Source organism: Microvirga sp. CF3016, from assembly GCF_036314085.1.
Taxonomy (GTDB): Bacteria; Pseudomonadota; Alphaproteobacteria; order Rhizobiales; family Beijerinckiaceae; genus Microvirga.
In genome coordinates, this window is the sequence record NZ_JAYGGM010000010.1 from 126,255 (window position 1) to 146,622 (window position 20,368).

At 64.9% G+C, this 20,368-nt stretch carries 18 protein-coding genes and 1 tRNA gene; 6 read left to right on the forward strand and 13 right to left on the reverse strand.

Features of this window, described 5'->3' with window-relative positions:
• Positions 1–36 precede the first annotated feature (36 nt).
• The 3 genes from VB672_RS16140 to VB672_RS16150 all read right to left on the reverse strand — a co-directional run bounded on the left by VB672_RS16140 (position 37) and on the right by VB672_RS16150 (position 5,449).
• Complete coding sequence (locus tag VB672_RS16140; RefSeq protein WP_329785224.1) at positions 37–1,404, reverse strand: ABC1 kinase family protein; 1,368 nt, start codon at positions 1,402–1,404, stop codon at positions 37–39.
• A gap of 104 nt (positions 1,405–1,508) precedes the next feature.
• The gene (locus tag VB672_RS16145; RefSeq protein ID WP_329785225.1) at positions 1,509–3,458 is read right to left on the reverse strand and encodes a PQQ-dependent sugar dehydrogenase; all 1,950 of its coding nucleotides are present in this window, start codon (positions 3,456–3,458) and stop codon (positions 1,509–1,511) included.
• A 98-nt stretch (positions 3,459–3,556) separates the two neighbouring features.
• Positions 3,557–5,449: a M3 family oligoendopeptidase gene (locus VB672_RS16150; RefSeq protein ID WP_442932073.1), complete on the reverse strand. Its 1,893-nt coding sequence runs from the start codon at positions 5,447–5,449 to the stop codon at positions 3,557–3,559.
• Positions 5,450–5,806: 357 nt separating this feature from the next.
• On the opposite strand from VB672_RS16150, the gene VB672_RS16155 reads away from it, so the two are divergent.
• Both VB672_RS16155 and VB672_RS16160 read left to right on the forward strand, forming a co-directional pair.
• Positions 5,807–7,573: a L,D-transpeptidase family protein gene (locus tag VB672_RS16155; protein ID WP_329785227.1), complete on the forward strand. Its 1,767-nt coding sequence runs from the start codon at positions 5,807–5,809 to the stop codon at positions 7,571–7,573.
• A 244-nt stretch (positions 7,574–7,817) separates the two neighbouring features.
• Positions 7,818–9,479, forward strand: coding sequence for a DUF882 domain-containing protein (locus tag VB672_RS16160; RefSeq protein ID WP_442932074.1), 1,662 nt, complete (start codon positions 7,818–7,820; stop codon positions 9,477–9,479).
• A 60-nt stretch (positions 9,480–9,539) separates the two neighbouring features.
• Here VB672_RS16160 and VB672_RS16165 read toward each other — a convergent pair whose 3' ends face one another.
• The 4 genes from VB672_RS16165 to VB672_RS16180 all read right to left on the reverse strand — a co-directional run bounded on the left by VB672_RS16165 (position 9,540) and on the right by VB672_RS16180 (position 12,245).
• Positions 9,540–10,400: an urea carboxylase-associated family protein gene (locus VB672_RS16165; RefSeq protein ID WP_329785228.1), complete on the reverse strand. Its 861-nt coding sequence runs from the start codon at positions 10,398–10,400 to the stop codon at positions 9,540–9,542.
• Between the two features lie 376 nt (positions 10,401–10,776).
• Positions 10,777–11,034 (reverse strand): DUF2312 domain-containing protein, encoded by a 258-nt coding sequence (locus tag VB672_RS16170; protein WP_036355032.1) that lies wholly within the window; start codon positions 11,032–11,034, stop codon positions 10,777–10,779.
• A gap of 61 nt (positions 11,035–11,095) precedes the next feature.
• Positions 11,096–11,401 (reverse strand): DUF1244 domain-containing protein, encoded by a 306-nt coding sequence (locus tag VB672_RS16175; protein WP_329785229.1) that lies wholly within the window; start codon positions 11,399–11,401, stop codon positions 11,096–11,098.
• Positions 11,402–11,405: 4 nt separating this feature from the next.
• The gene (locus VB672_RS16180) at positions 11,406–12,245 is read right to left on the reverse strand and encodes an N-formylglutamate amidohydrolase (protein WP_329785230.1); all 840 of its coding nucleotides are present in this window, start codon (positions 12,243–12,245) and stop codon (positions 11,406–11,408) included.
• Positions 12,246–12,355: 110 nt separating this feature from the next.
• On the opposite strand from VB672_RS16180, the gene VB672_RS16185 reads away from it, so the two are divergent.
• From VB672_RS16185 to pyk, 3 genes are all read left to right on the forward strand, one after another.
• Positions 12,356–13,294: a DMT family transporter gene (locus VB672_RS16185; RefSeq protein ID WP_329785231.1), complete on the forward strand. Its 939-nt coding sequence runs from the start codon at positions 12,356–12,358 to the stop codon at positions 13,292–13,294.
• 190 nt (positions 13,295–13,484) lie between these two features.
• A complete protein-coding gene (locus VB672_RS16190) occupies positions 13,485–13,946 on the forward strand; it encodes a DUF1036 domain-containing protein (protein ID WP_329785232.1) in 462 nt (153 codons plus the stop codon).
• Between the two features lie 2 nt (positions 13,947–13,948).
• The gene (pyk, locus tag VB672_RS16195) at positions 13,949–15,385 is read left to right on the forward strand and encodes a pyruvate kinase (protein WP_329785307.1); all 1,437 of its coding nucleotides are present in this window, start codon (positions 13,949–13,951) and stop codon (positions 15,383–15,385) included.
• On the opposite strand, the gene VB672_RS16200 is transcribed toward pyk, so the two are convergent.
• The 5 genes from VB672_RS16200 to cpdR form a co-directional block, all read right to left on the reverse strand.
• Positions 15,376–16,356 carry an alpha/beta fold hydrolase gene (locus VB672_RS16200; RefSeq protein ID WP_329785233.1) on the reverse strand — a complete coding sequence of 327 codons (981 nt, stop codon included), beginning with the start codon at positions 16,354–16,356 and terminating at the stop codon, positions 15,376–15,378. The two genes, pyk and VB672_RS16200, sit on opposite strands and share 10 nt — an antisense overlap.
• Positions 16,357–16,371: 15 nt before the next feature.
• Positions 16,372–16,977 carry a tetratricopeptide repeat protein gene (locus tag VB672_RS16205; protein WP_329785234.1) on the reverse strand — a complete coding sequence of 202 codons (606 nt, stop codon included), beginning with the start codon at positions 16,975–16,977 and terminating at the stop codon, positions 16,372–16,374.
• Between the two features lie 69 nt (positions 16,978–17,046).
• Positions 17,047–17,172 (reverse strand): type B 50S ribosomal protein L36, encoded by a 126-nt coding sequence (gene ykgO / locus VB672_RS16210; protein ID WP_009763379.1) that lies wholly within the window; start codon positions 17,170–17,172, stop codon positions 17,047–17,049.
• Positions 17,173–17,216: 44 nt separating this feature from the next.
• Positions 17,217–17,291 (reverse strand) — tRNA-Val (locus VB672_RS16215).
• An 89-nt stretch (positions 17,292–17,380) separates the two neighbouring features.
• Positions 17,381–17,737 (reverse strand): cell cycle two-component system response regulator CpdR, encoded by a 357-nt coding sequence (cpdR, locus tag VB672_RS16220; RefSeq protein ID WP_036361886.1) that lies wholly within the window; start codon positions 17,735–17,737, stop codon positions 17,381–17,383.
• A gap of 174 nt (positions 17,738–17,911) precedes the next feature.
• Here cpdR and VB672_RS16225 point away from each other — a divergent pair, with 174 nt between their 5' ends.
• Positions 17,912–18,802 carry an N-formylglutamate amidohydrolase gene (locus VB672_RS16225; RefSeq protein ID WP_329785235.1) on the forward strand — a complete coding sequence of 297 codons (891 nt, stop codon included), beginning with the start codon at positions 17,912–17,914 and terminating at the stop codon, positions 18,800–18,802.
• A 246-nt stretch (positions 18,803–19,048) separates the two neighbouring features.
• Here the strand turns inward: VB672_RS16225 and VB672_RS16230 are convergent, their stop codons facing one another.
• On the reverse strand, positions 19,049–20,299 hold the full coding sequence (locus tag VB672_RS16230; protein ID WP_329785236.1) for an MFS transporter: 1,251 nt from the start codon (positions 20,297–20,299) through the stop codon (positions 19,049–19,051).
• Positions 20,300–20,368 lie beyond the last annotated feature (69 nt).

Sequence of the window (20,368 nt, forward strand, 5' to 3'; positions counted from 1 at the left end):
AGCCTGTAGGGCCGGAACAGGAAAGATGCAACCTCATTACACAGGATTTGGTAAACCGGAAGCTGCCAGCGCCTCCCTCTGCTTCTGCTCCAGGTTCTCCAGGGAGAAGCGCTCGATCTCGTTCTCGAACAGCCGGTGGTAGTTCAGCTCGGCCTTCAGGTGGAGGAAGACCGCGCCCAGGCCCACGGCCGCCCGGTCCATGAACACGAACTCGCGCGGGACCGTGACAGGCCCCTTCTCCTTCAAGGCTTTGTGAACCTCGAAGGCCTGACGGCGGCCGTACTCGCCCGGTTTCACGCCGTCGGCCACCGTGCGAACCCGGTCGTCGAGGAGCGGCGCATAGATGAAGCGAGCCCAGATGTTGAGGATGTCGATCAGCTCGTTCGAGAGGCTTTTGAACCCCCAGGTCTCATAGGCATGGACGACGCGGGCCCGGTCGTCGGTCTGGAGACCGCGATAGAGATCGACCACGCCACCGACGAAGCGCGGGTGGAAGATGCGGATGCAGCCGTAATCGAGGAGGTTGATGCCCCGGGCCTCGCCATCATTGGAAAAGACAGTGTAATTGCCGAGATGCGGATCGCCGTGAATGACGGCCGCATGGCTGAAGGGGTGCCACCAAGCCTTGAACATGGCCACCGCCAGCCGGTTGCGGATCTCGACCGGGGCCTCGGTAAACCCGAGGATCTTCTCGCCTTCCAGCCATTCGAGCGACAGGAGCCGCTTGGTCGAGAGTTCCGGACGCACCCCCGGAACCCGGACCTCCTCCACGTCCGAGAGGGTCTGGGCATAGAGCGCCGCGTGCTTGGCCTCGCGCTCATAATCGAGCTCCTCCCGCACCCGCTCGCCGATCTCCTTGGCGATCTCGCGGGTATCGATGGCGGGATCCATACGTCGATGCAGGGCGAAGACGAGCTCCAGCTGCTTGAGGTCCGCCTCCACGGCCGATTGCATGTCCGGATATTGCAGCTTGCAGGCGAGCTTCTCGCCGTCCTTCGTGGTCGCCCGGTGAACCTGGCCGAGGGAGGCTGCCGCCGCGGGATTGAGATCGAAGGAGCCGAAGCGGCTCTGCCATTGCGGCCCAAGCTCCGCCTGCATGCGCCGTTTCACGAAGGCCGCCCCCATGGGTGGGGCCTCGCTCTGAAGCTTCTGCAGCTCGGCGGCATATTCCGGCGGGATCAGGTCCGGGATGGTGGCGAGCAACTGCGCCACCTTCATGATCGGTCCTTTAAGTCCGCCCAGCGCCTGGGCCAGCACTGCGGCATTGGACGCGTCGCGTGCATCGCCCCCGAATAGCCGAGATCCTGCCATGCGGGCCGCGACCCCGCCCATGTTGGCGCCCACGCGGGCATAACGGGCGGCGCGCGCGGAGAAGCGGTTCGCTTCGCGGTCGGATTCAGCCATGACGTGGAATCTCTTGCTCTGAACTGGAGAGCTTAAGATATGGCGTGCCGCGCCAAGCGCTAGGGCAGCCCTCCGCGGCCTTTTACCGGCGAGGCTCGGCTTTCTTACAAGAGAAAATCACCTGACTTCAGATTGCGTATTCCGACGAGGCGAATGAGGCCTTCAGCATCGAAATCGGAATCCGTGTTCAGGAAAATGCGCGCTTCGGATCCGACAACCTCGTAACGGACCTGGGCGGCCGACGTGAAGTTGCCCTTGCCGATGAACGCAAAGGTCTGATTGCCGTCGCGCAGGCTGTTGGCGTCGATCCCTGCCAAATCGAGACGATCCCGAGCACTATGGCTGAAGTCGCGCACCACGTCCGCGCGGCTCAAGGCAGTGCCGGCCGAGCCACCGGAGTGCCAGCGGAACACGTCACCCTCCGGTCCGCCGGACAGCCAGTCTTTTCCCGAGCTTCCCACAAGGGTGTCCCGGCCGGCATCGCCATAGAGCCTGTCATCGCCCGCATTGCCGGAGAGGCTGTCGTTGCCCGCATTGCCGCGAAGCGTATCGCTGCTCCGAGAGCCTTTGAGCACGTCGTCGAACGCACTGCCCAACGCACCTTGAATGCTGAAGAATCGGTCGCCGGCCGCATCGCTTCCCACCTGCGTCCTTCTTGCGAGGTCGATGAGCACAGGCCCCGAGGAATCGCGGTAATCGGCATAATCGAAGCCGCTTCCGCCGGACAGGAGATCGGCGCCCGGTCCGCCTCGGAGATAGTCGTTGCCGGTGCCCCCGTACAGCGAGTCGTTTCCGCCGCCGCCGAAGATTCGATCATTGCCGCCGCCGCCCCTGAGAACGTCGGCGGTATCGTCACGGACGTTCGGGCCGAGGCCGGACTTGAGGTCGAGACGGAAGATCTTGCCCCCGTAATCGACGATATAGAGGTTTCCGGACCCATCCTCCCCGAACGACGACACGGAGCCGATCGGGCCGCCGCCTACGGCCACCTGACCCGTCAGATCCTTGAACGACCACGAGCCGGAGACGCGCTGCAGCGACCAGATTCCGCCGCTTCCGAAATCGGAGAAGAAGTACGTGCCCTGGAAATCCTGCTCGGCGCCTCGATAGGCATAGCCTCCGGTGACCGCCTGACCGAGATCGCGCCCATAGGCGTGGATCGGGTTGGTGTAGCCCGGGAACGCTCCTGGGTTGAACGGCCCTTCGGTGGCGCTCCAGCCGTAATTGGCGCCGGCCCGCCCGAGATTGATCTCCTCAAAGGCGCTCTGTCCGACATCGCCGATATACAGTTCGCCCGTTACCCGGTCGAAGCTCGTGCGCCAGGGATTGCGCAGGCCAGCCGCATAGATCCCGGTCCCTGCCGCACTGCCCGAGATTCCCTCGATCGAGGCGGGATTGTCGGCGGGCAAGGCATAGTTTCTTTCAGGGTCGGACGGGAAGGCATCGGCCCTCACATCGAGCCTGAGGATCTTGCCGAGCTGGTTGCCGAGGCTTTGCGAATTCGCCCCGTTCGCGCCGTCACCGGTCGCTACATAGAGATAGCCGTCGGGACCGAACCCGATCCAACCGCCACGGTGGTTGCTGGAGGAGGACGGGTAGTCGATCCGCTCGACGAGCCGCATGGTGGCAGGATCAGCGACGAGCGGGTTCGACGCCAGGGTCCTGTATTCACGGATCTCCACATCACCGTCGGTCGTGCTGAGATAGACGTAGAACGTCCGGCTGGTCGCAAAATCGGGCGCGAAGGCGAGCCCCAGCAGCCCCTGCTCTCCGTCGGTCGCGACCTGGGTCGACACATCGAGAAAAGACGTGCCGAGGGTCTGCCCCGTGCTGGTGTCATGGACCTTCACCAGCCCGCGCTTCTCAAGGATGAAGAGGTGCCGGGAATTACCCGGCGCCGCCGTCAGGTACAAGGGATTATCCAGGCCGGACACAAGCATGGTGGCCGCCATCGTGGGCGGGGTTCTGGCATTCGGGTCGTAGCCGTAGATCACATCGGCCCCGCCGGTGCCGCTCAGCCTGTCTGCAGCCTGACTCCCGATACGAACCGCCATGGTCGACCTCCCGGTCCAGCCCCCACAGTGATCTTTCTCTCACTCATCGATGTCGCTGCCCTGTGCGGCAGGTGACCCCTGCCGCACAGGGCAAGCGATCAGGACGCCTTCTCCATTGCCTCGAGCTCGCCGATCAGGCGCTCGATCATCGACAGGCCGATCTGCCAGAAGGACGGATCGCTGGCATCGAGGCCGAAGGGGGCGAGAAGCTCCGAGTAATGCTTGGTGCCGCCGGCCGAGAGGAGCGCGAAATAGCGGTCCACGAAGCCTTCGTTGGAGCGCTCGTACACGCCGTAGAGCGAGTTCACGAGGCAGTCGCCGAAGGCATAGGCGTAGACGTAGAACGGCGAGTGGATGAAGTGAGGAATGTAGGTCCAGAAGCTCTCGTAGCCCGGACCCAGCCGGATCGCAGGCCCGAGGCTCTCGTCCTGGACCGACATCCAGAGCTCGCACAGCTTGTCCGCCGTGAGCTCGCCGTTGCGGCGCTCCAGATGCACCTTGCGCTCGAAGGAATAGAACGCGATCTGGCGCACCACCGTGTTGATCATGTCCTCGACCTTCGCCGCCAGCATCGCCTTGCGCTGCACCGGGTCGGTGGTCTGGTCGAGAAGGCGGCGGAAGGTGAGCATCTCGCCGAAGACGGAGGCCGTCTCGGCAAGCGTCAGGGGCGTGGGCGCCATGAGTGCGCCGTTGGGGCCGGCCATGACCTGGTGCACCCCGTGGCCCAACTCGTGCGCCAGCGTCATCACGTCCCGCGGCTTGCCCTGGTAGTTCAGGAGCACGTAAGGATGGGCCGACGGCACGGTCGGATGGGCGAAGGCGCCCGGCGCTTTGCCGGGACGGGTCGGCGCATCGATCCAATCCTCGTCGAAGAAGCGCTGCGCGATGTCGGCCATGCGGGGCGAGAAGGCGGAATAGGCGGAGAGAACCGTGTCCTTCGCCTCGTTCCACGAGATGGTGCGCTGCTCGACCCTCGGCAGGGGCGCGTTGCGATCCCAATGGTCGAGCTTGTCCTTGCCGAACCACTTGGCCTTCAGGGCGTAATAGCGGTGCGACAGGCGCGGATAGGCTTCCCGCACGGCGGAGACCATCGCCTCCACCACCTCGCGCTCGACCCGGTTCGCCAGATGGCGGGAATCGGCCACGTCCTCGAAGCCGCGCCAGCGGTCGGAGATTTCCTTGTCCTTGGCGAGCGTGTTGGTGATGAGCGTGAAGGTGCGAAGATTGGCCTTGAAGGTCTTGGCGAGGGCGTCGGAGGCGTCCTTGCGCAGGCTCTCGTCCGGATCCTGCAGCTTGTTCAGGGTCGGCTCGATCGGCAGTTCCTCGCCGCGCACCGTGAAGCGCAAGGACGCGATGGTCTCGTCGAACAGGCGGTTCCAGGCCGAGCGGCCGGTCACGGACTTCTCGTGGAAGAGCTGCTCGATCTTGTCCTCGAGCTGGAACGGCTTGTCCTTGCGCAGGTCCTCGATCCAGGGCTTGTAATGCCGGAGCGGCTCCTCGCCCACGGCCCTGTCGAGGACCTCGTCGTCGATTCGGTTGAGTTCGAGCCCGAAGAAGAGAAGCTCCGTCGAGGCGGCGGTCAGGCGCTCCTGGGTGTCGCCGTAGAACTTCGCCCGGACCGGGTCGGTGGTATCGCCGGAATAGACGAGACCCGCATAGGACATGAGGCGGCCGAGGAGGTCTTCGAGCGCCTCGTAGCGCTTCACCGCCTCGTCGAGCCGCTCGGAGGCCCTCTCGCCCCGGGCCATCTCATCGAGCTTGCCGCGATAGGCGGCGGCGAAGGCCTTGCACTCCGCTTCGGCCTTCGCGAGATCCCGCTTGAACGCCTCGCTGTCCATGCCTGGATAGAGATGGGACAGGTTCCATTCGGGCAGCGCCCCGAGTTCGGCCTGCGCGGCGCCGGCAGCGGACGGGTGATGCAAGGGGATCGCTTTCTGAGAGGTCACGGACGACAGCCTGATTGGGATCGGTCTGGAAGGTACTGCACACATATTGGCCGCCGCGCTCTCCGGATCAACCCATATCAGCCCAGGGGGCAATCCCGCCCTCGTCAAGGGCCGGTTTACCCTCCTCGCCCAGCATAGCCTGAACGGTTCTCGTAGATCCTTCAAAGCGTTCGCGCCCCGACACGATCTCCCCGCAAACGATATTTGTGGGAGAATGCAGGAGGCGGACGCACGCTTTGGCGCGGGCCTTTACAGAAAATTGAAAGAACTTGGCCTAGACGATGAAGCCGCATGCCGTTTTGTGCGTTAAGCGTAACAGGACGTGTGCGGGAACACTGACGAAATCCATTCGATGGAGGACTTTTCCAGCCTCCACCCTTCATTGCGACGAGGAGCAAGATCATGCGTGACTTGCGCAAGACGGCACTTTGGCTCGGTCTTATCGGGTCTGTTTCACTCCTCCCCCTCGGCGCCCTGGCGGACGACACCAGCACTATCCAGCCAGACATGCTTCAGTCCGTGCCCGCTGAGCCCTCCTTCCACGATGTTGCCGTTCAACAGACCCCGTCGCAGAAGGACGTGGTCTCCCAGCCCATTCCGTTGCCCGAGCCGGCGCCGGTCGGCATCGAGGCAACCGATCTGAAGCCGTCGCCTGCCATCGACATTCCCCTGCCCGACGCGGCTCCCGTGACGGCCTTGATGCAGGCGGATCTCGTCCGCATGGCCGTGGAAGGCCTGTTCGCGGATGACGCCGCCATGCGCGATCTGCGCGTGAGCGGCAAGGACCGGGATGCCCTATCCGCCTATTATGCGCAGGCCGAGCGCCCTCTGGTCTGGGCACGGGACGGCGCCTGGTCGCCTGCTGCACTGGGCGCGATGGAGCGCCTGAAAGCGGCCGACGAGGATGGCCTCGATCCGGCCGATTATTCTCTGCCCGACCGGGGCTTGCGCAAGGATGCGACGCCGGCGCAATGGGCCCGGGCCGACGTGAGGCTCTCCCTGTCCGTGATCCGCTATGCCCGCGATGCCCGCGGCGGGCGCATCGATCTTGCCCGCCTGTCACCTCTCGTGACGCCGAAGCTCGCCCTGCCCTCGGCCGAGGAGGTGCTGAGCAAGGTCTCGTCGGCCGGAGATGCCGGCGGGGCGCTCGAGGCCTACAACCCGCCGCACCCGGGCTACAGAGCCCTGAAGGACCGGCTGGTGAAGCTGCGCGAGAACCATCCCTCGCAGCCGAGCGTCCACCTGCCCCGAGGGCCGATCCTGCGCGTGGGCATGAAGGATCCCCGCGTGCCTCTGATCCGCGCCCGGTTCAACCTGACGAAGGACGCGGACAACCAGACGGTCTACGACGAGCGCGTGGCCTCGGCTGTGGCGGCCTTCCAGAAGGAAAAGGGCCTGCCGGACACGGGCGTTCTGAATGCCCAGACGATCGCCGCCCTCTCAGGCCCGTCGGTGGCGCAAAGGCAATCCGACCTGATCGCCAACATGGAGCGCTGGCGCTGGCTCCCGGGTGATCTGGGGCAACGGCACATCATGGTGAACGTGCCCGAGTTCCGCCTGCAGGTGGTCGAAGGGCGCAACGTGGTCCATCAGACCCGCGTGATCGTTGGCAAGGAGCAGTCCCAGACGCCGATCTTCTCCGAGACCATGAAGTATCTCGTGGTGAATCCGTCCTGGACGATCCCGCCGTCGATCATGAAGAAGGAAATCCTGCCCGCACTCGCCAACGATCCGTATTACGCGGCGCGCAAGGGCTACAAGATCATCCGCAGGGGCGACCGGATCACCGTGCAGCAGCCGCCGGGCGAGCGCAATGCGCTGGGTTTCGTGAAGTTCATGTTCCCCAACCAGCATGCGGTCTATCTGCACGATACGCCGAACCGCAATCTGTTCTCCGCCAGCAAGCGCGCCTTCAGCCATGGCTGCGTGCGCGTCGAGAAGCCCTTCGAACTCGCGGAAGAGATCATGGGCCGGGACGGCAAGTGGACCGAGGAAAAGCTCCGCGGGCTCATCGGCAAGGGCGAGCGCTACGTGCACCTCACCAATCCCCTGCCCGTGCATCTGACCTACTTCACGCTCGCCATCGACGAGAAGGGCGAGGTGAAGCGGTTCGAGGATCTCTACGGCCTCGACCGCAAGGTCCGCGCCGCTCTCAATCTGTCCGAGTAACTCTCCATTCCTCCACGTTCTCAACGATTTTCCTGCCCTCACTTAACGCGAAGGTAACCGTCCTCGGCAAAGATCCTTTCACTATAAGGATTGCTGCATCCACGGGTGCGGCCCAGTAAAGACGAGTATCACAGTGAGAGTATTGCGTACGGACCGCCTGGCGCATCGCGCGGAAAAGTGGATCCGGTTTTCCGCGAAGAACGATGCGCCAGCCAAAGGAATGAGCATCGGATGGTTCCCAAAAGTGGGTTCCACTTTTGGGTCCGATGCTCTAGCGCGCCGCGTCGGCATTGGTCTTGTGGCCTTTCTGGCCATCATGGTGGGCGGGGTGCGCGGCACGCAGGATGCCGTCGCCAATGGCGATACCCGCACGCTGAGCCTCTACAACAACAACACCAAGGAAAGCCTCACCGTCACTTTCCGGCGCAATGGCCAGTACGATTCTGCCGCCCTGCAGCAGCTCAACTGGTTCCTGCGCGACTGGCGGCGCGACGAGCCGACCCGCATGGATCCGCGCCTGTTCGATACGGTGTGGGAGGTCTATCGCGAGTCAGGCTCGAACGAGCCGGTGCATGTGAACTCGGGCTACCGCTCGCCCCGGACGAATTCCATGCTCAGGCGGCGGTCGAGCGCCGTAGCCAAGAACAGCCAGCACATGCAGGGCAAGGCGATGGACTTCTACCTGCCGGACGTGTCCACCGCGCGCCTGCGCGCCATCGGCATGCGGCTTCAGAACGGCGGCGTCGGCTATTATCCCAACGCCTACACGCCCTTCGTCCATCTCGACGTGGGCAGTGTCCGCGCCTGGCCGCGCATGACACGGGCCCAGCTCGCCAGCATCTTCCCCGACGGCAAGACCGTCCACGTCCCCTCCGACGGCCGGCCCCTTCCGGGCTACGACGAGGCCCGCGCCGAGGTGCTCGCCAAGGGCGGCACGGTGGCCGGCTACACGGCCTACGCGGACGCGGAGGAGGCCGTCGCCAACCAGCCGCGCCGCAAGAGCTTCTGGGCCACCCTGTTCGGAATCGGCGACGACGAGGAGGAGGATGCGGAGGAGATCCGCGTCGCCTCGCGTCCGGGCCGGGCCATCATGGCTTCCCGTCAGCCGCAGCCGGCGCAGAACTATTACGCCAGCGACTCCAACGCGTCGGTCTATGCGGCGCTGCAGCCGGGCCAGGCCGTCGAGCCGGTGCGCCGAGCCCCGGTGGCGATCCAGCCGCGGCCCGAGCCGCCCGCTCCCGCCGTAATGGCGGCCATTGCGCCGGCCCTGCGTGAGGATCTGACGCCGCCGGCCGCCGCGCCGCTGCCGCCGACCCGGATCAATGGGGCGCCCGGCACTGTCCAGACAGCCTCCGGTCCGGCCCTGGCCTGGCAGCAGGGGCCGGAGGCGCAAGGGGCTGACGGCTCGCAGATGTCCATCGCCAAGGGCATGGCCTTCGCCCCGATGCCGCCCCGGCGGCCCGATGCGGCTGACGAGGTGATCGAGCCCATCGGCGGAACGGTCGCTCTGGCCTATGCCCCGCTTCCGCCGGCCCGGCCGGGCTCGCTCGCGGCCACCAACCCGATCCCCGGCCTTCCCGAGCTGCGCGGCCCGATGGATGTGGCGGCCGTCCAGCACCCGCTGCCGCCGCCCCGGCCCGACCTGCGCCCCATCGTGGTGGCCGCCGCAAGCCCGGTCGACATTCCGGTCACCGGCTCGACCCCCAGGGAGGTGGCGAAAGCAAAGCCCGCGGCAGCACCGGAGGCGAAGGCTCCCCCGGCCGCCAAGAAGCCGCCCACGGCGCTGAGCGCCCTGATGTCGGCGGAGCCCAGCCTGCATATGGGTTTTTCCAGCAAGCCCGCGGGCGATCTGGCGACGAACCGCTTCACGGGACCGGCGGTCAAACCGCTGAGCGTGGTGCGATAAGAAAAAGGGCTCCTTGCGGAGCCCTTTTTGTTCGATCGGGTTCTCGACTGCGCTGCCCAATCACTCGCCGTGCTGCCGTCCGTAGGGGTTGCGCGCCGGCGAGGTCCATCCTTGCGGCGGCGCCTTCGGCCGATACACCTCCACCAACAAGGGATGGCAGACGGCCACATCGCTGGAATGCTCCGCGCTGCAATCGCCGCCCGGGCAGGCGGAGAGTGCGCCCAGCAGGTCGATCTCGGCGAAGAACTCGAGATAATCGCCCGGCCTGACGGGGCTCGCCTTCATGAAGTACTGCCCCGTGTCTCGGGTGAAGCCGGTGCACATGAAGACGTTGAGCACGTCGTGCACCGCCGGCTCGACATCCTCCTTGGCGCGCCCCAGACGATGCGCGAGAGCCCGGGTCAGGTTGGAATGGCAGCAATAATAGTAGTCCTGGCCCGAGAGCAGACGGTGCGTGTAGGGATCGCACCGCGTGCCGATCACGTCGTGCACCGAGCCGCCGAATTCGTCGAAGCCGTACCAATCGAGGGTGTCGTGGGTGATCGTCGCCATCGGCCTCAGATACGGCAGGGACGACCAGAGCTGGTCTCCGGTGGACACATGCGTGCCGTTGAGAGCCCTCGTCTTGCCGGAGAAGAAGCGCTCAGCGAGATCGTCAGCCGACCAGAGATTGAGGTCGCCCACCTGCGGGCCCTCGATGCTCACGATGCGGAAGAAGCAGCCGGCGGGCACGGCGAAGCAGCGTGCGTCCCGGGGCGGGACGATCACCTCGTCAACCTTCTGCCAGCCTTCGCGAGCCGCCCGATAGGCAGCGAGGTCGGGCCGCGGCAGGGTCTCGACCGGGTAGCAGATGACAGGAGCAACTTTCCGACGCGCCTCCGCATCGGCAGGTTCGGACACTTGGTCCCGGGCGAGCTTCATGCATCTCTCCAGCATTTCGTGGTCGCTTCCTTATAGGTAACCGGATCGCCGCAAGCGAGCGGGAACCATGCATGGCGGATGGATTATGAGAAGCACTTGGCGAGGATCGCCGGCACATCCACTGCGGCATCGCCGGCACAGGACCGGGCCTGATCCTCTCCACCGTCATCACCGGCCTTGTGCCGGTGATCCCGATCGTGTGAGGTGCCGTGCCTTTCCGATCGGGACGGCCGGGACAAGCCCGGCCATGACGATACGGGAGCCATGACGGAAGGTTCCAATCAGGTCACTGTGAATGCGCAGCCAGCCTCCTGACGCAAGAAAGGCCCCGCAGGTCGATCTGCGAGGCCTTTGAGCTCTTCAACGGTCGGGAGGGCTAAGCCATCCCGAGCGCCTGCATGTAGAGTTCGAGGATCGCCTCCTCCTCCTGGCGCTCGGCGTAGTCGCGCTTGCGCAGGGAGATGATCTTGCGCAGGACCTTGGTGTCGAAGCCGTTGCCCTTGGCCTCGGCGTAGACGTCCTTGATGTCGCCCGCGATGCCAGCCTTTTCCTCCTCGAGGCGCTCGATGCGCTCGATGAAGGCCTTCAGCTGGTCGGCTGCGACGGATTCGGTGTTGAAAGCTGCGTCATCCATGAATGAAGCCCCTGATTGATGGCATTGGCGCCAGTGTTATGGTCATTTGGTTGAAGCCGTTTTAATGCCCGGGCTTCGATTTCTCAAAATCGGCCAGCTGGGAGGCAGAGGCCTCGCGCTGATGGCGCTCCTTCCACTCCTCGTAGGGCATGCCGTAGACATAGGTCCGGCTGTCCTCCTTGGAGAGAGCGATGCCCCGCGCGTCCGCTGCCTCCTTGAGCCAGTTTGACAGGCAGTTGCGGCAAAAGCCCGCCAGGTTCATGAGATCGATGTTCTGGACGTCGGTCCGCTCCCGCAGGTGCTCGACGAGCCTGCGGAAGGCAGCTGCCTCCAGCTCGACCTGAGTTGTCCCGTGGATATCCTTCATTGGTCTATCCTCCATGCCGGCGCAGGCGGTTGCGGGTGCGGGTTCCGAATATCCTCGGCGCCCGAAGCTCCGGCCGGCTTGCGAGCGGCGCGAGCAGCCGGGCAAAGCGCTCGGCCCATTCCTCGGCGCCCTCCTCCGAAGCGATCAGGTCCTGCCGGATCTCGATGAGCGCATTGGCCAGACCCCGCACCGTCGCATGACGGTCGACCGTATCGCCCGCAAGCGCCCCATCATAAGGCTCGTTGTCGCCGACGACGAGTCCACCCTCGGCCTCCAACCCTTCGAGCAGCGGCTTGGCGAACCGGTCGTCCGCGTCCCACAGGATGCCCACATGCCAGGGCCGCAGCCAGCCGCGCCAAGCCGGCGTGAAGCTGTGGACGGTCGCGATGACGGGCGGCTGGCCTGCCGCCATGGCCTTGTGGATCGCGTCCGCAATGGCATCGTCATAGGGATCGTAGAAGCGGGCAATGCGCCTTTGCACCTCGGCCTCGTCCACCCGGGCGTTGCCCGGCACCACCGCGCCGTCGGACAGGCGCATGACCAGGGTCGGATCATCCCGTCCCCGGTTGGGATCGATGATGAGCCGCGAGAACTGGGTCAGGATCGCAGGTGCCCCAAGGCGCCGGGCCAGGGAGCGGGTGACGGCGGCGGCGCCGATGTCGTAGGCGATGTGGCGCTCGAACTCGGATGCGGGCAGGCCCAAATCCCCGAGATCCGGCGGCACCGCATTCGAGGCGTGGTCGCACAGGATCAAGATCCCCGATTCGAGGGAGCCTTCGATGATTTCGACAGGACAGGGCTCGAGGGCAGGATCGTCGAGCTTGATCGCGGCGGAGGCGGACATGACGGAAGACGGATTTCAGGAAGGATGGATTGAACGGCGGAGGAAAAGCCTTACCCTGCGCCTGAAACCCTGACAACGCGACGTTCCGCGCAACACATTTTCACAACGTTATGCCCACTTCATCCACAACGGCCCGGCTCGAGCCGGGCTTCGCCTCTGCTTTTGCCGCCCTATGCCTCGGCGCCGTCGCCATGGGGATTTCCCCGATCTTCGTGCGCTTCGCCTCCGCCGACATGGGTGGGGCGCCGGCCGATGTGGGTCCCTTCGCCAGCGCCTTCTGGCGCGTCTCGCTCTGCCTGCCGCTACTCTATGCCTGGATGCGAATCGAGGAGAAGCGCGCACCCGTCAATGCTCCCAAAGTCCGATTTTCCAAGGCCAGCATTTTCGGCGGCATCGTCTTTGCGGGCGACCTCTTCTTCTGGCACCTGGCGATTCTCAAGACGACGGTGGCGAACGCAACCTTCTTCGCCACCATGGCTCCCCTCTTCGTCGTGCTGACGGTCTGGCTCGTTCTCAGGCAGCGTGTGTCGCGGGGTACCTTCGTGGGACTTGCCCTGTGCCTTCTCGGCGGCGCAGCCCTGATCGGTCAGAGCCTGCGGGCGGACCCGGCTCGGATCGAAGGGGATCTCTACGGCGTCGCCACGGCTTTCTTCTTCGGCATGTATTTCCTGGCCGCGAGCCGGGCGCGCAAGACGGCGGGTGCCGCGCGGGTCACGTTCGAGGCCGGCCTCATCACCTCCGCCATCCTGTTGGTCATTGCGGTCCTGTTCGACACACGGGTGATCCCACAGACGGCGCAAGGCATCGCGGCGCTTCTCGCCATGTCCTATGTCAGCCATGCGGGGGGCCAGGGCCTTCTCGCCATCGCGCTCGGACGGCTGCCGGCGGTCTTCTCGTCGCTGGTGATCTTCCTGGAGGCGATTGCCGCGGCGATGTTCGGCTGGGCGATCCTGGGCGAGGTGCTGACGCCGACTCAAAGCCTGGGCGGCGCCCTGATCCTGTTCGGGATCTGGGTTGCGCGGCCCAAGGCTGATGCGGCGAACGGATGAGCCCTCAAGCCCTCTCCGTATGGAGAGCAAGGGCCTTCCTACCGTGTCGTAAAGGCCATGGAGACCGCAAAAACTGCAGCGCCTCTGCTGTAAGGTCTTGCTCCGGCTGAACTTCTGGCCGACAACGATTCGACATAGTTCTCACAGCATTGTGCGATTTCATTCCTTTCGATTCGATCATACCGCATCCATGAAGGCCGCTCCTCTCACATCGTCTCCTCGCTGGCGGCGAAGCCTTGCACTCGCGACATTTCTCGTCGGCGGGGGCCTTCTGGCCGCATCGCCCGCGAAGGCGGATCTGCGCCTGTGCAACATGACGTCGAGCCGAGTCGGCATCGCGCTCGGCTACCGGGATTCCCAGGGCTGGGTGACGGAGGGCTGGTGGAACCTGACCGCCCGCGCCTGCGAGACCCTGCTCAAGGGTCAACTCGGCGGGCGCTTCTATTACATCTATGCCATCGATTACGACCGGGGCGGCGAATGGAGCGGTCGTTCCTTCATGTGCACCCGGGAGCGCGAGTTCACGATTCGTGGAACGGAGGATTGCCTCGCCAGAGGCTTTGATCGCAGCGGCTTCTTCGAAGTCGATACAGGTGAACAGAAGAGCTGGACCATCCAGCTCACCGAAACGAACCGGCCAGGGGGGCCATGACGATGAGACGCGACCGGCGCACGAAAATCCTTGCAACCTTGGGACCGGCTTCCGAGAACCCGGAGATGATCGCCAAGCTGTTCCAGGCCGGCGCCGACGTGTTCCGTCTGAACATGAGCCATCTGCCGCGCGAGAAGCTGAAGGAGCGGGTCGAGATGATCCGCGCCGTGGAAGCCAAGTTCAAGCGCCCCATCGCGATCCTCGCCGACCTGCAGGGCCCGAAGCTGCGCGTGGGCGCCTTCGAGGGCGACAGTGCCATGCTGGTGCCGGGACAATCCTTCACGCTCGACGCCGACAAGACGCCAGGCACCAAGGATCGCGTGCACCTGCCGCATCCCGAGATCCTGTCCTCGCTCGAGCCCGGCCACACGGTGCTGATCGACGACGGCAAGCTGCGGCTGCGCGTGAAGAGCGTGAAGCAGGGCTCGGCCACCACCTCGGTCGAGGTCGCCGGCAAGATCTCGAACCGCAAGGGCGTGAGCCTGCCCGACACCACGATTCCGGTCGCCGCCATGACCGAGAAGGACCGCTCGGATCTCGAGGCGGCGCTCGACGCCGGCGTGGATTGGATCGCGCTCTCCTTCGTGCAGCGCCCCGAGGATGTGGCCGAGGTCAAGAAGGTCGCCCGCGGCCGGGCGCTCGTGATGTCCAAGCTCGAGAAGCCTCAGGCCATCACCCGCCTCGACGAGATCATGGAGATCTCCGATGCGGTCATGGTCGCCCGCGGCGATCTCGGCGTGGAGATGCCGCTGGAAAAGGTCCCGGGCATCCAGAAGCGCATCGTCCGCACCGCCCGCCGCCTCGGCAAGCCCGTGGTGGTGGCGACCCAGATGCTCGAATCGATGATCACCTCGCCGGTGCCGACCCGTGCGGAGGTTTCCGACGTGGCGACCGCCGTCTATGACGGCGCGGATGCGGTGATGCTCTCGGCCGAAAGCGCCTCGGGCCAGTATCCGATCGACGCCGTGGCCACCATGAGCCGTATCGCCGAAGAGGTGGAGCAGGATCAGAACTACTGGTCGATCGTGCGCACCCTGAACGCAGAGCCGGAAGCCACCGGATCGGACGCCATCGCGGCGGCCTCCCACCAGATCGCCGATACGCTCAATATCAAGACGGTGGCGGCCTGGACCTTTTCAGGCTCCACCGCCTTCCGCATCGCCCGCGAACGGCCGAACTCGACGGTCATTGCGCTAACCCCCAGCGTGAACACGGCCCGGCGTCTGGCCCTGGTGTGGGGCGTGCACTCGATCCGCACGAAGGATGCCAGCGACATCGACGACATGGCGTTCCGCGCCTGCAAGTTCGCCCTGCGCGAAGGGTTCTCGGAGGTCGGCGACCGCGTGATCATCGTGGCCGGCATGCCCTTCGGCACGCCCGGCGCCACCAACATGGTGCGCATCGCCTTCGTCAATCAGGAACACGCCGCTCAGGCTTGATCCGCCTCGACCCTGGCCGGCGTAACCCGTTCGGCCAGGGCCTCAATGGCATCGAGAACCGTCCTCTGATCGGCATATTGCGGCATGTGGCCGATGCCCGGCATCAGGATCAGCTCCGCACCCGGCACCTCCCGGGCGAAGGAGAGGCTGTGCAGGTCGGTCCAGACGATCTCGTCCCGGTCGCCGGCGACCACCGTCACGGGCAGCCCGATATCCTTGTAGCGCGCGCTCTGCCGCAGGGCCGCGTGATACATGACGGCGAAATCCTGCATGTTGGCCTCGTAGGCCCGGGGCCGGAAAGCCAGCGGGATGAAGCCTTTCTTCACGATGCCTTTCGGGGCTTTCTGCGGCCAGAAGGTTTTCCTCTTCATCGGTGGCCGGAGCATGAGCAGAATCGGCACGGCGAGCGTCCGCATCAGCAGCCAGCCCGCCCAGGAATCGATCAGGCGCCGGTACCAGCCGATATAGCCGCCGGGCCAGGGAGACGTGATGCCGGACAGGACCAGGATCGCTCCCGTCACGTCGGCATGATCGAGAGCGAGATGCGGCACGATGGTTCCCGACCAGGAATGGCCGACGACGACGGCATTGCGCACGTCCAACTGCCGTAAGGCGCCGGCAATCAGCGCCGCCTGGCGGGCAGGCTCGGCGTCGATGAGGCCCGGCCTGCGCTCGCTCCAGCCATGGCCAGGGCGGTCAAAGGCTAGGACGCGATAGCGTCGCGAGAGAGATGCGCCGAGCCCCAGCATGGATTCGACGAGATTGGAGGACGCCCCGTGCAGCAGGACGATGGTTCCCCGAAGCGCGTCCCTGGGGCCATCCTCCCGGTAATGAATCCGGCAACCCTCGACCTCGATGAACCGGCCGGTCGGCGGATAGCGCCTTTCGATGGTCCAGGCATAGAGATAGGTGAAGGCGGCTCCCATGGCGAGGAGCACGAGCGGAACGACAGGAACGAGAAGCAGGGACATCCCTGCAACGTGGATTTAGAGATCCTGCCCGTCAACCTCGGGGCTGAGGCGGCTCACGATCGTCTTCACGTCGGACATCTGCGGATTGATCGTGAGGACCCGGCGATAGGCCGCGAGGGCCCGCGCCTTGTCGTCGGAGGCCATGAGGATATGGCCGAGTCCGGTCCATGCGTTGAAGTGGCGCGGCTCGATCTTGATCGCCCGGTGCAGGTCGGCCATGGCGCCCACCGGATCGTCGAGCTGGTAGAAGACGGTCGCCCGCTTGTACCAGGCTTCCGCCCAGTTGGGACGCAGCGTCAGGACGCGGTCGATGAGCTCGATGGCCAGCGGAAAGTCCTTCTTGCCGAAAGCCTCGGCGGCGCGGTTCAGGAGAAGATCGGCCGTATCGGAGCCGGAGCGGGCAAAGCGCCGCTCGATCAGGGCCGCGATGCCCTCCGCCTCGCGTTCCGACTGGGCCTTGCCGAGGCGTTCGAAGAGCTCATCCAGCGTGGAAGCGCGAGGGCGGGCTTGCGGCGGCTGGGCCTGCTCCTTCGACTCCCTGGGGCGCGCAGGCTCCTGGGCACCGACCGGGTGGGAGAGACAGCTCAGCGATAAGATCAGGACGGACGCGAAAAAGCGCATGCCGGGATTTTAGGGTCCCGGCATGCGCGGTCAATTCAGATTCTCGTGTGCGGCATCGCCGCAGCGGACTTAGCCCTGACGAGCCTTGTAGCGCTTCTGGGTCTTGTTGATGATGTAGACCCGGCCCTTGCGACGAACCAGCTGGTTGTCGCGGTGACGGCCGCGGATCGACTTCAACGAGTTACGGATCTTCATATCCGGTCTCCTGCGGCCCTTCGGGAAGGCCGGAAAAAAGAAAATGGTGGGCGCGGCTGGGATCGAACCAGCGACCCCTACGATGTCAACGTAGTGCTCTCCCGCTGAGCTACGCGCCCGGGAAACGGTGATTTTGACGTCCCGCTTCGGCTGTGGGGGCGATATACCCACAAGCGGGCTCAGGCGCAAGCCTTAGACCTGCCCTTTTTTAGGCAGCCATCATTTTATCGACTTCGCTGACCAGGTCGCGCAGATGGAACGGCTTCGACAGGACCTTGGCGTCCCGCGGGGCCTGGGAATCCGGATTGAGCGCGACGGCGGCAAAGCCGGTGATGAACATCACCTTGATCTCCGGGTCGAGCTCGGTGGCCTTGCGGGCCAGCTCGATCCCGTCCATCTCCGGCATGACGATGTCCGTCAGGAGGAGCTCGAAGGGCTCCTCGCGCAGGCGGTTGTAAGCGGAAAGGCCGTTATCGAACGAGGCGACGTCGTAGCCTGCGTTCTCCAGCGCCTTCACGAGGAAGCGGCGCATGTCGTTATCGTCTTCGGCAAGAAGAATCTTCATCGGTTGCCAGTCCCGAATCGTGGCGGATGGTCTTAGCCCCTTCATGAGGGATGGAGGGTAAACAAGCCGTGAAAGTAGGACGCAGCCTTGCTACGATATTGTCATGGACAGGCGACGGGGCTGCCTTACACTAGCGCGAAGACCTGCTTCTTTTCCAACCCAGCCAAGATTCTGATGCGGCCAGCCATCGTTGATGAGTTCGACCCTCCCTTCATCGTCACCGAACCTTCGGCGCAGACGATCCCCTTCGTGTTCAACGTGCCGCATGCGGGAGCCATCTATCCGGCGTCCTTTCTGGCCGCGTCCCGGCTCGACGCCGTCGCCCTGAGGCGTTCCGAGGACGCCTTCGTCGACGAGCTATTCGGTGCCATGACCGATCTCGGCGCCCCTCTCATGACCGCGCGATTCCCGCGGGCCTATCTCGACTTGAACCGGGAGCCCTACGAGCTCGACTCCCGCATGTTCGACGGTCGTCTGCCGCCTTTCACCAACACCCGTTCCATGCGGGTGGCCGGCGGACTGGGAACCATTCCGCGCATCGTGGCCGACGGGCAGGAGATCTACCGCACGCGGCTTCATGTCGAGGAGGCCCTGCAACGGATCGAATGGCTCTACAAGCCCTATCACCGGGCTCTCCGGCATCTCGTGCTCCGCACGGCCCAGCATTTCGGACATGCGATCCTCATCGACTGCCATTCCATGCCCTCCTCCAGCGTCAGCCGCGAGGATGGCGCCAAGGCCGATATCGTGCTGGGGGACCGCTACGGCACGAGCTGCGCCACCCTGCTGATCGATCTGGTGGAAGCGGCTTTAAGGGGCTGCGGCTATACGGTGCTCCGCAACAAGCCGTATGCGGGCGGCTTCATCACCGAACATTACGGCGAGCCGGCCATCGGACGGCATGCGCTTCAGATCGAGATCAACCGGGCGCTCTACATGGACGAGCGGAGCATGCATAAGAAGCCCGGCTTTGCCGTTCTTGCGAACGATCTGATGCAGGCGTTCATGCAGGTGATCTCGGAAATCGAGAGCGAGCTGACGATCCGGTCGATCGCGGCGGAGTAATCCCTGACGGTTCACACCAAGCCCATCGCGCCGGGCCGAAGCCCTATTCGGCGTAGAGCCGTCCTACCCTCGGCGCCGTCTTGCCAATCGGGCAAGAAAAAAGGCCACTGTTGCCAGCGGCCCGAAGTTTAGGGAGGAAACGCCCAAGAAGGGCTACGATAAGGCGACGCCATCGCCATATCGCACTGCAATAATTACGCCGCATCGCACAAAATGCAACTAAAATCTTTGCTTCTGCCATGCGTTTCATGCATGACTGCCGGGATGCGGGTCGATGGCTCTTACATAGAAGACGAGGCTGAGCAACAGCCATGCCGCCAGGGCTGAGAAAACGAGACGATAGCCCTCGGGGCGATAGAGGCCTTGGTCGGACCGTCCCATGAGATCGATCAACATCCCCGTCACGCTCTGGGACAGAAACGCCCCGCCCATGGTGCCGATGTTCATGAGCGTGATGCCCCGACCCGTCAGGGCCGGCGGGAACAGCGACTTTCCGTGGCTGGTGAGGATGGGCGTGTAGGCGACGCAGAGGCCGAAGAGCGGGAACCAGACCGCAGCGGAAGCGGGGTCGAGGGGGGCGAGGACGAGGACGCTCAGAAGCAGGATCGTCGCCGTGCTGCCGATCATGACGGGCTTCTTGTAGCTGCCCCAGAACCGGTCCATCGCCCCCCAGAGAAGCATGCCGCAGATCTGGGCCGTGGCGCCGAGCAGCAGGATATTCCCCCTCGTGCCGAGATCGGCTCCGTGCACGTCCGACAGCCAGGGCCCGCCCCAGAGCCCGATGACCGAGGCGAAGCATCCATAGGTGGTCAGGTGCATGAAGAAGACCGGCCAGAAGGAGGGCACCTTCAGGGCCGCGGCGACGCCCCGGAAGGCGCCGGCCCAGGATTCCTTCGGCCGGTCCGAGCCGGAATCCCGAGGCACGATCCAGACGACCGCAAGCAAGATGACGATCGTCAGAACCGCCACCGCAAGGAACGAGGCGCGCCAGCCGTAGACGGCGGCGGAGGCCGCCAGCGGGGCTGTCGCCGCCAGGGTGCCCAGATTGGCCAACCCCATCTGCAGGCTCGTGAGCCCGGCGAAGCGCTCCGGCGAGAACCGGCGGGCATAGATCACGAGGGGCGCCATGAAGAAGGTCGAGCAGCCGAGCCCCATGAGTGCCCGCGCGGCGATGAGCACGGAGGCGGACGGGGCTAGGGCGAAAAGAACGGTTCCCGCCACCGTCAGCACGGCGGTCGCCAGCATGATCCGTTTCGGGCCGTAGCGGTCGATGAGGATGCCGATGGGGATCTGGACCGCCGCGAAGGCGAAGAAGAAGGCGCTGGACAGGAGACCCGTCTGGGTCGCCGACAGATGAAGCTCGCGGGCGAGATCGTTGGCGATGACCCCGATGGAGTTGCGCAGGAACTGGCTGACCGCATAGAGAGCGGCGAGCACCGCGATCAGGAACAGCGCCGTTTCGGAGCGTGACTTGCCAAGCTTGGGCGCAAAATTCATCGATGCCTTTACCCCTGTGACGCCGCCGCTCCCTTGCCGCGCGCCCAGCGCTTGATAAAAGCTGATCGC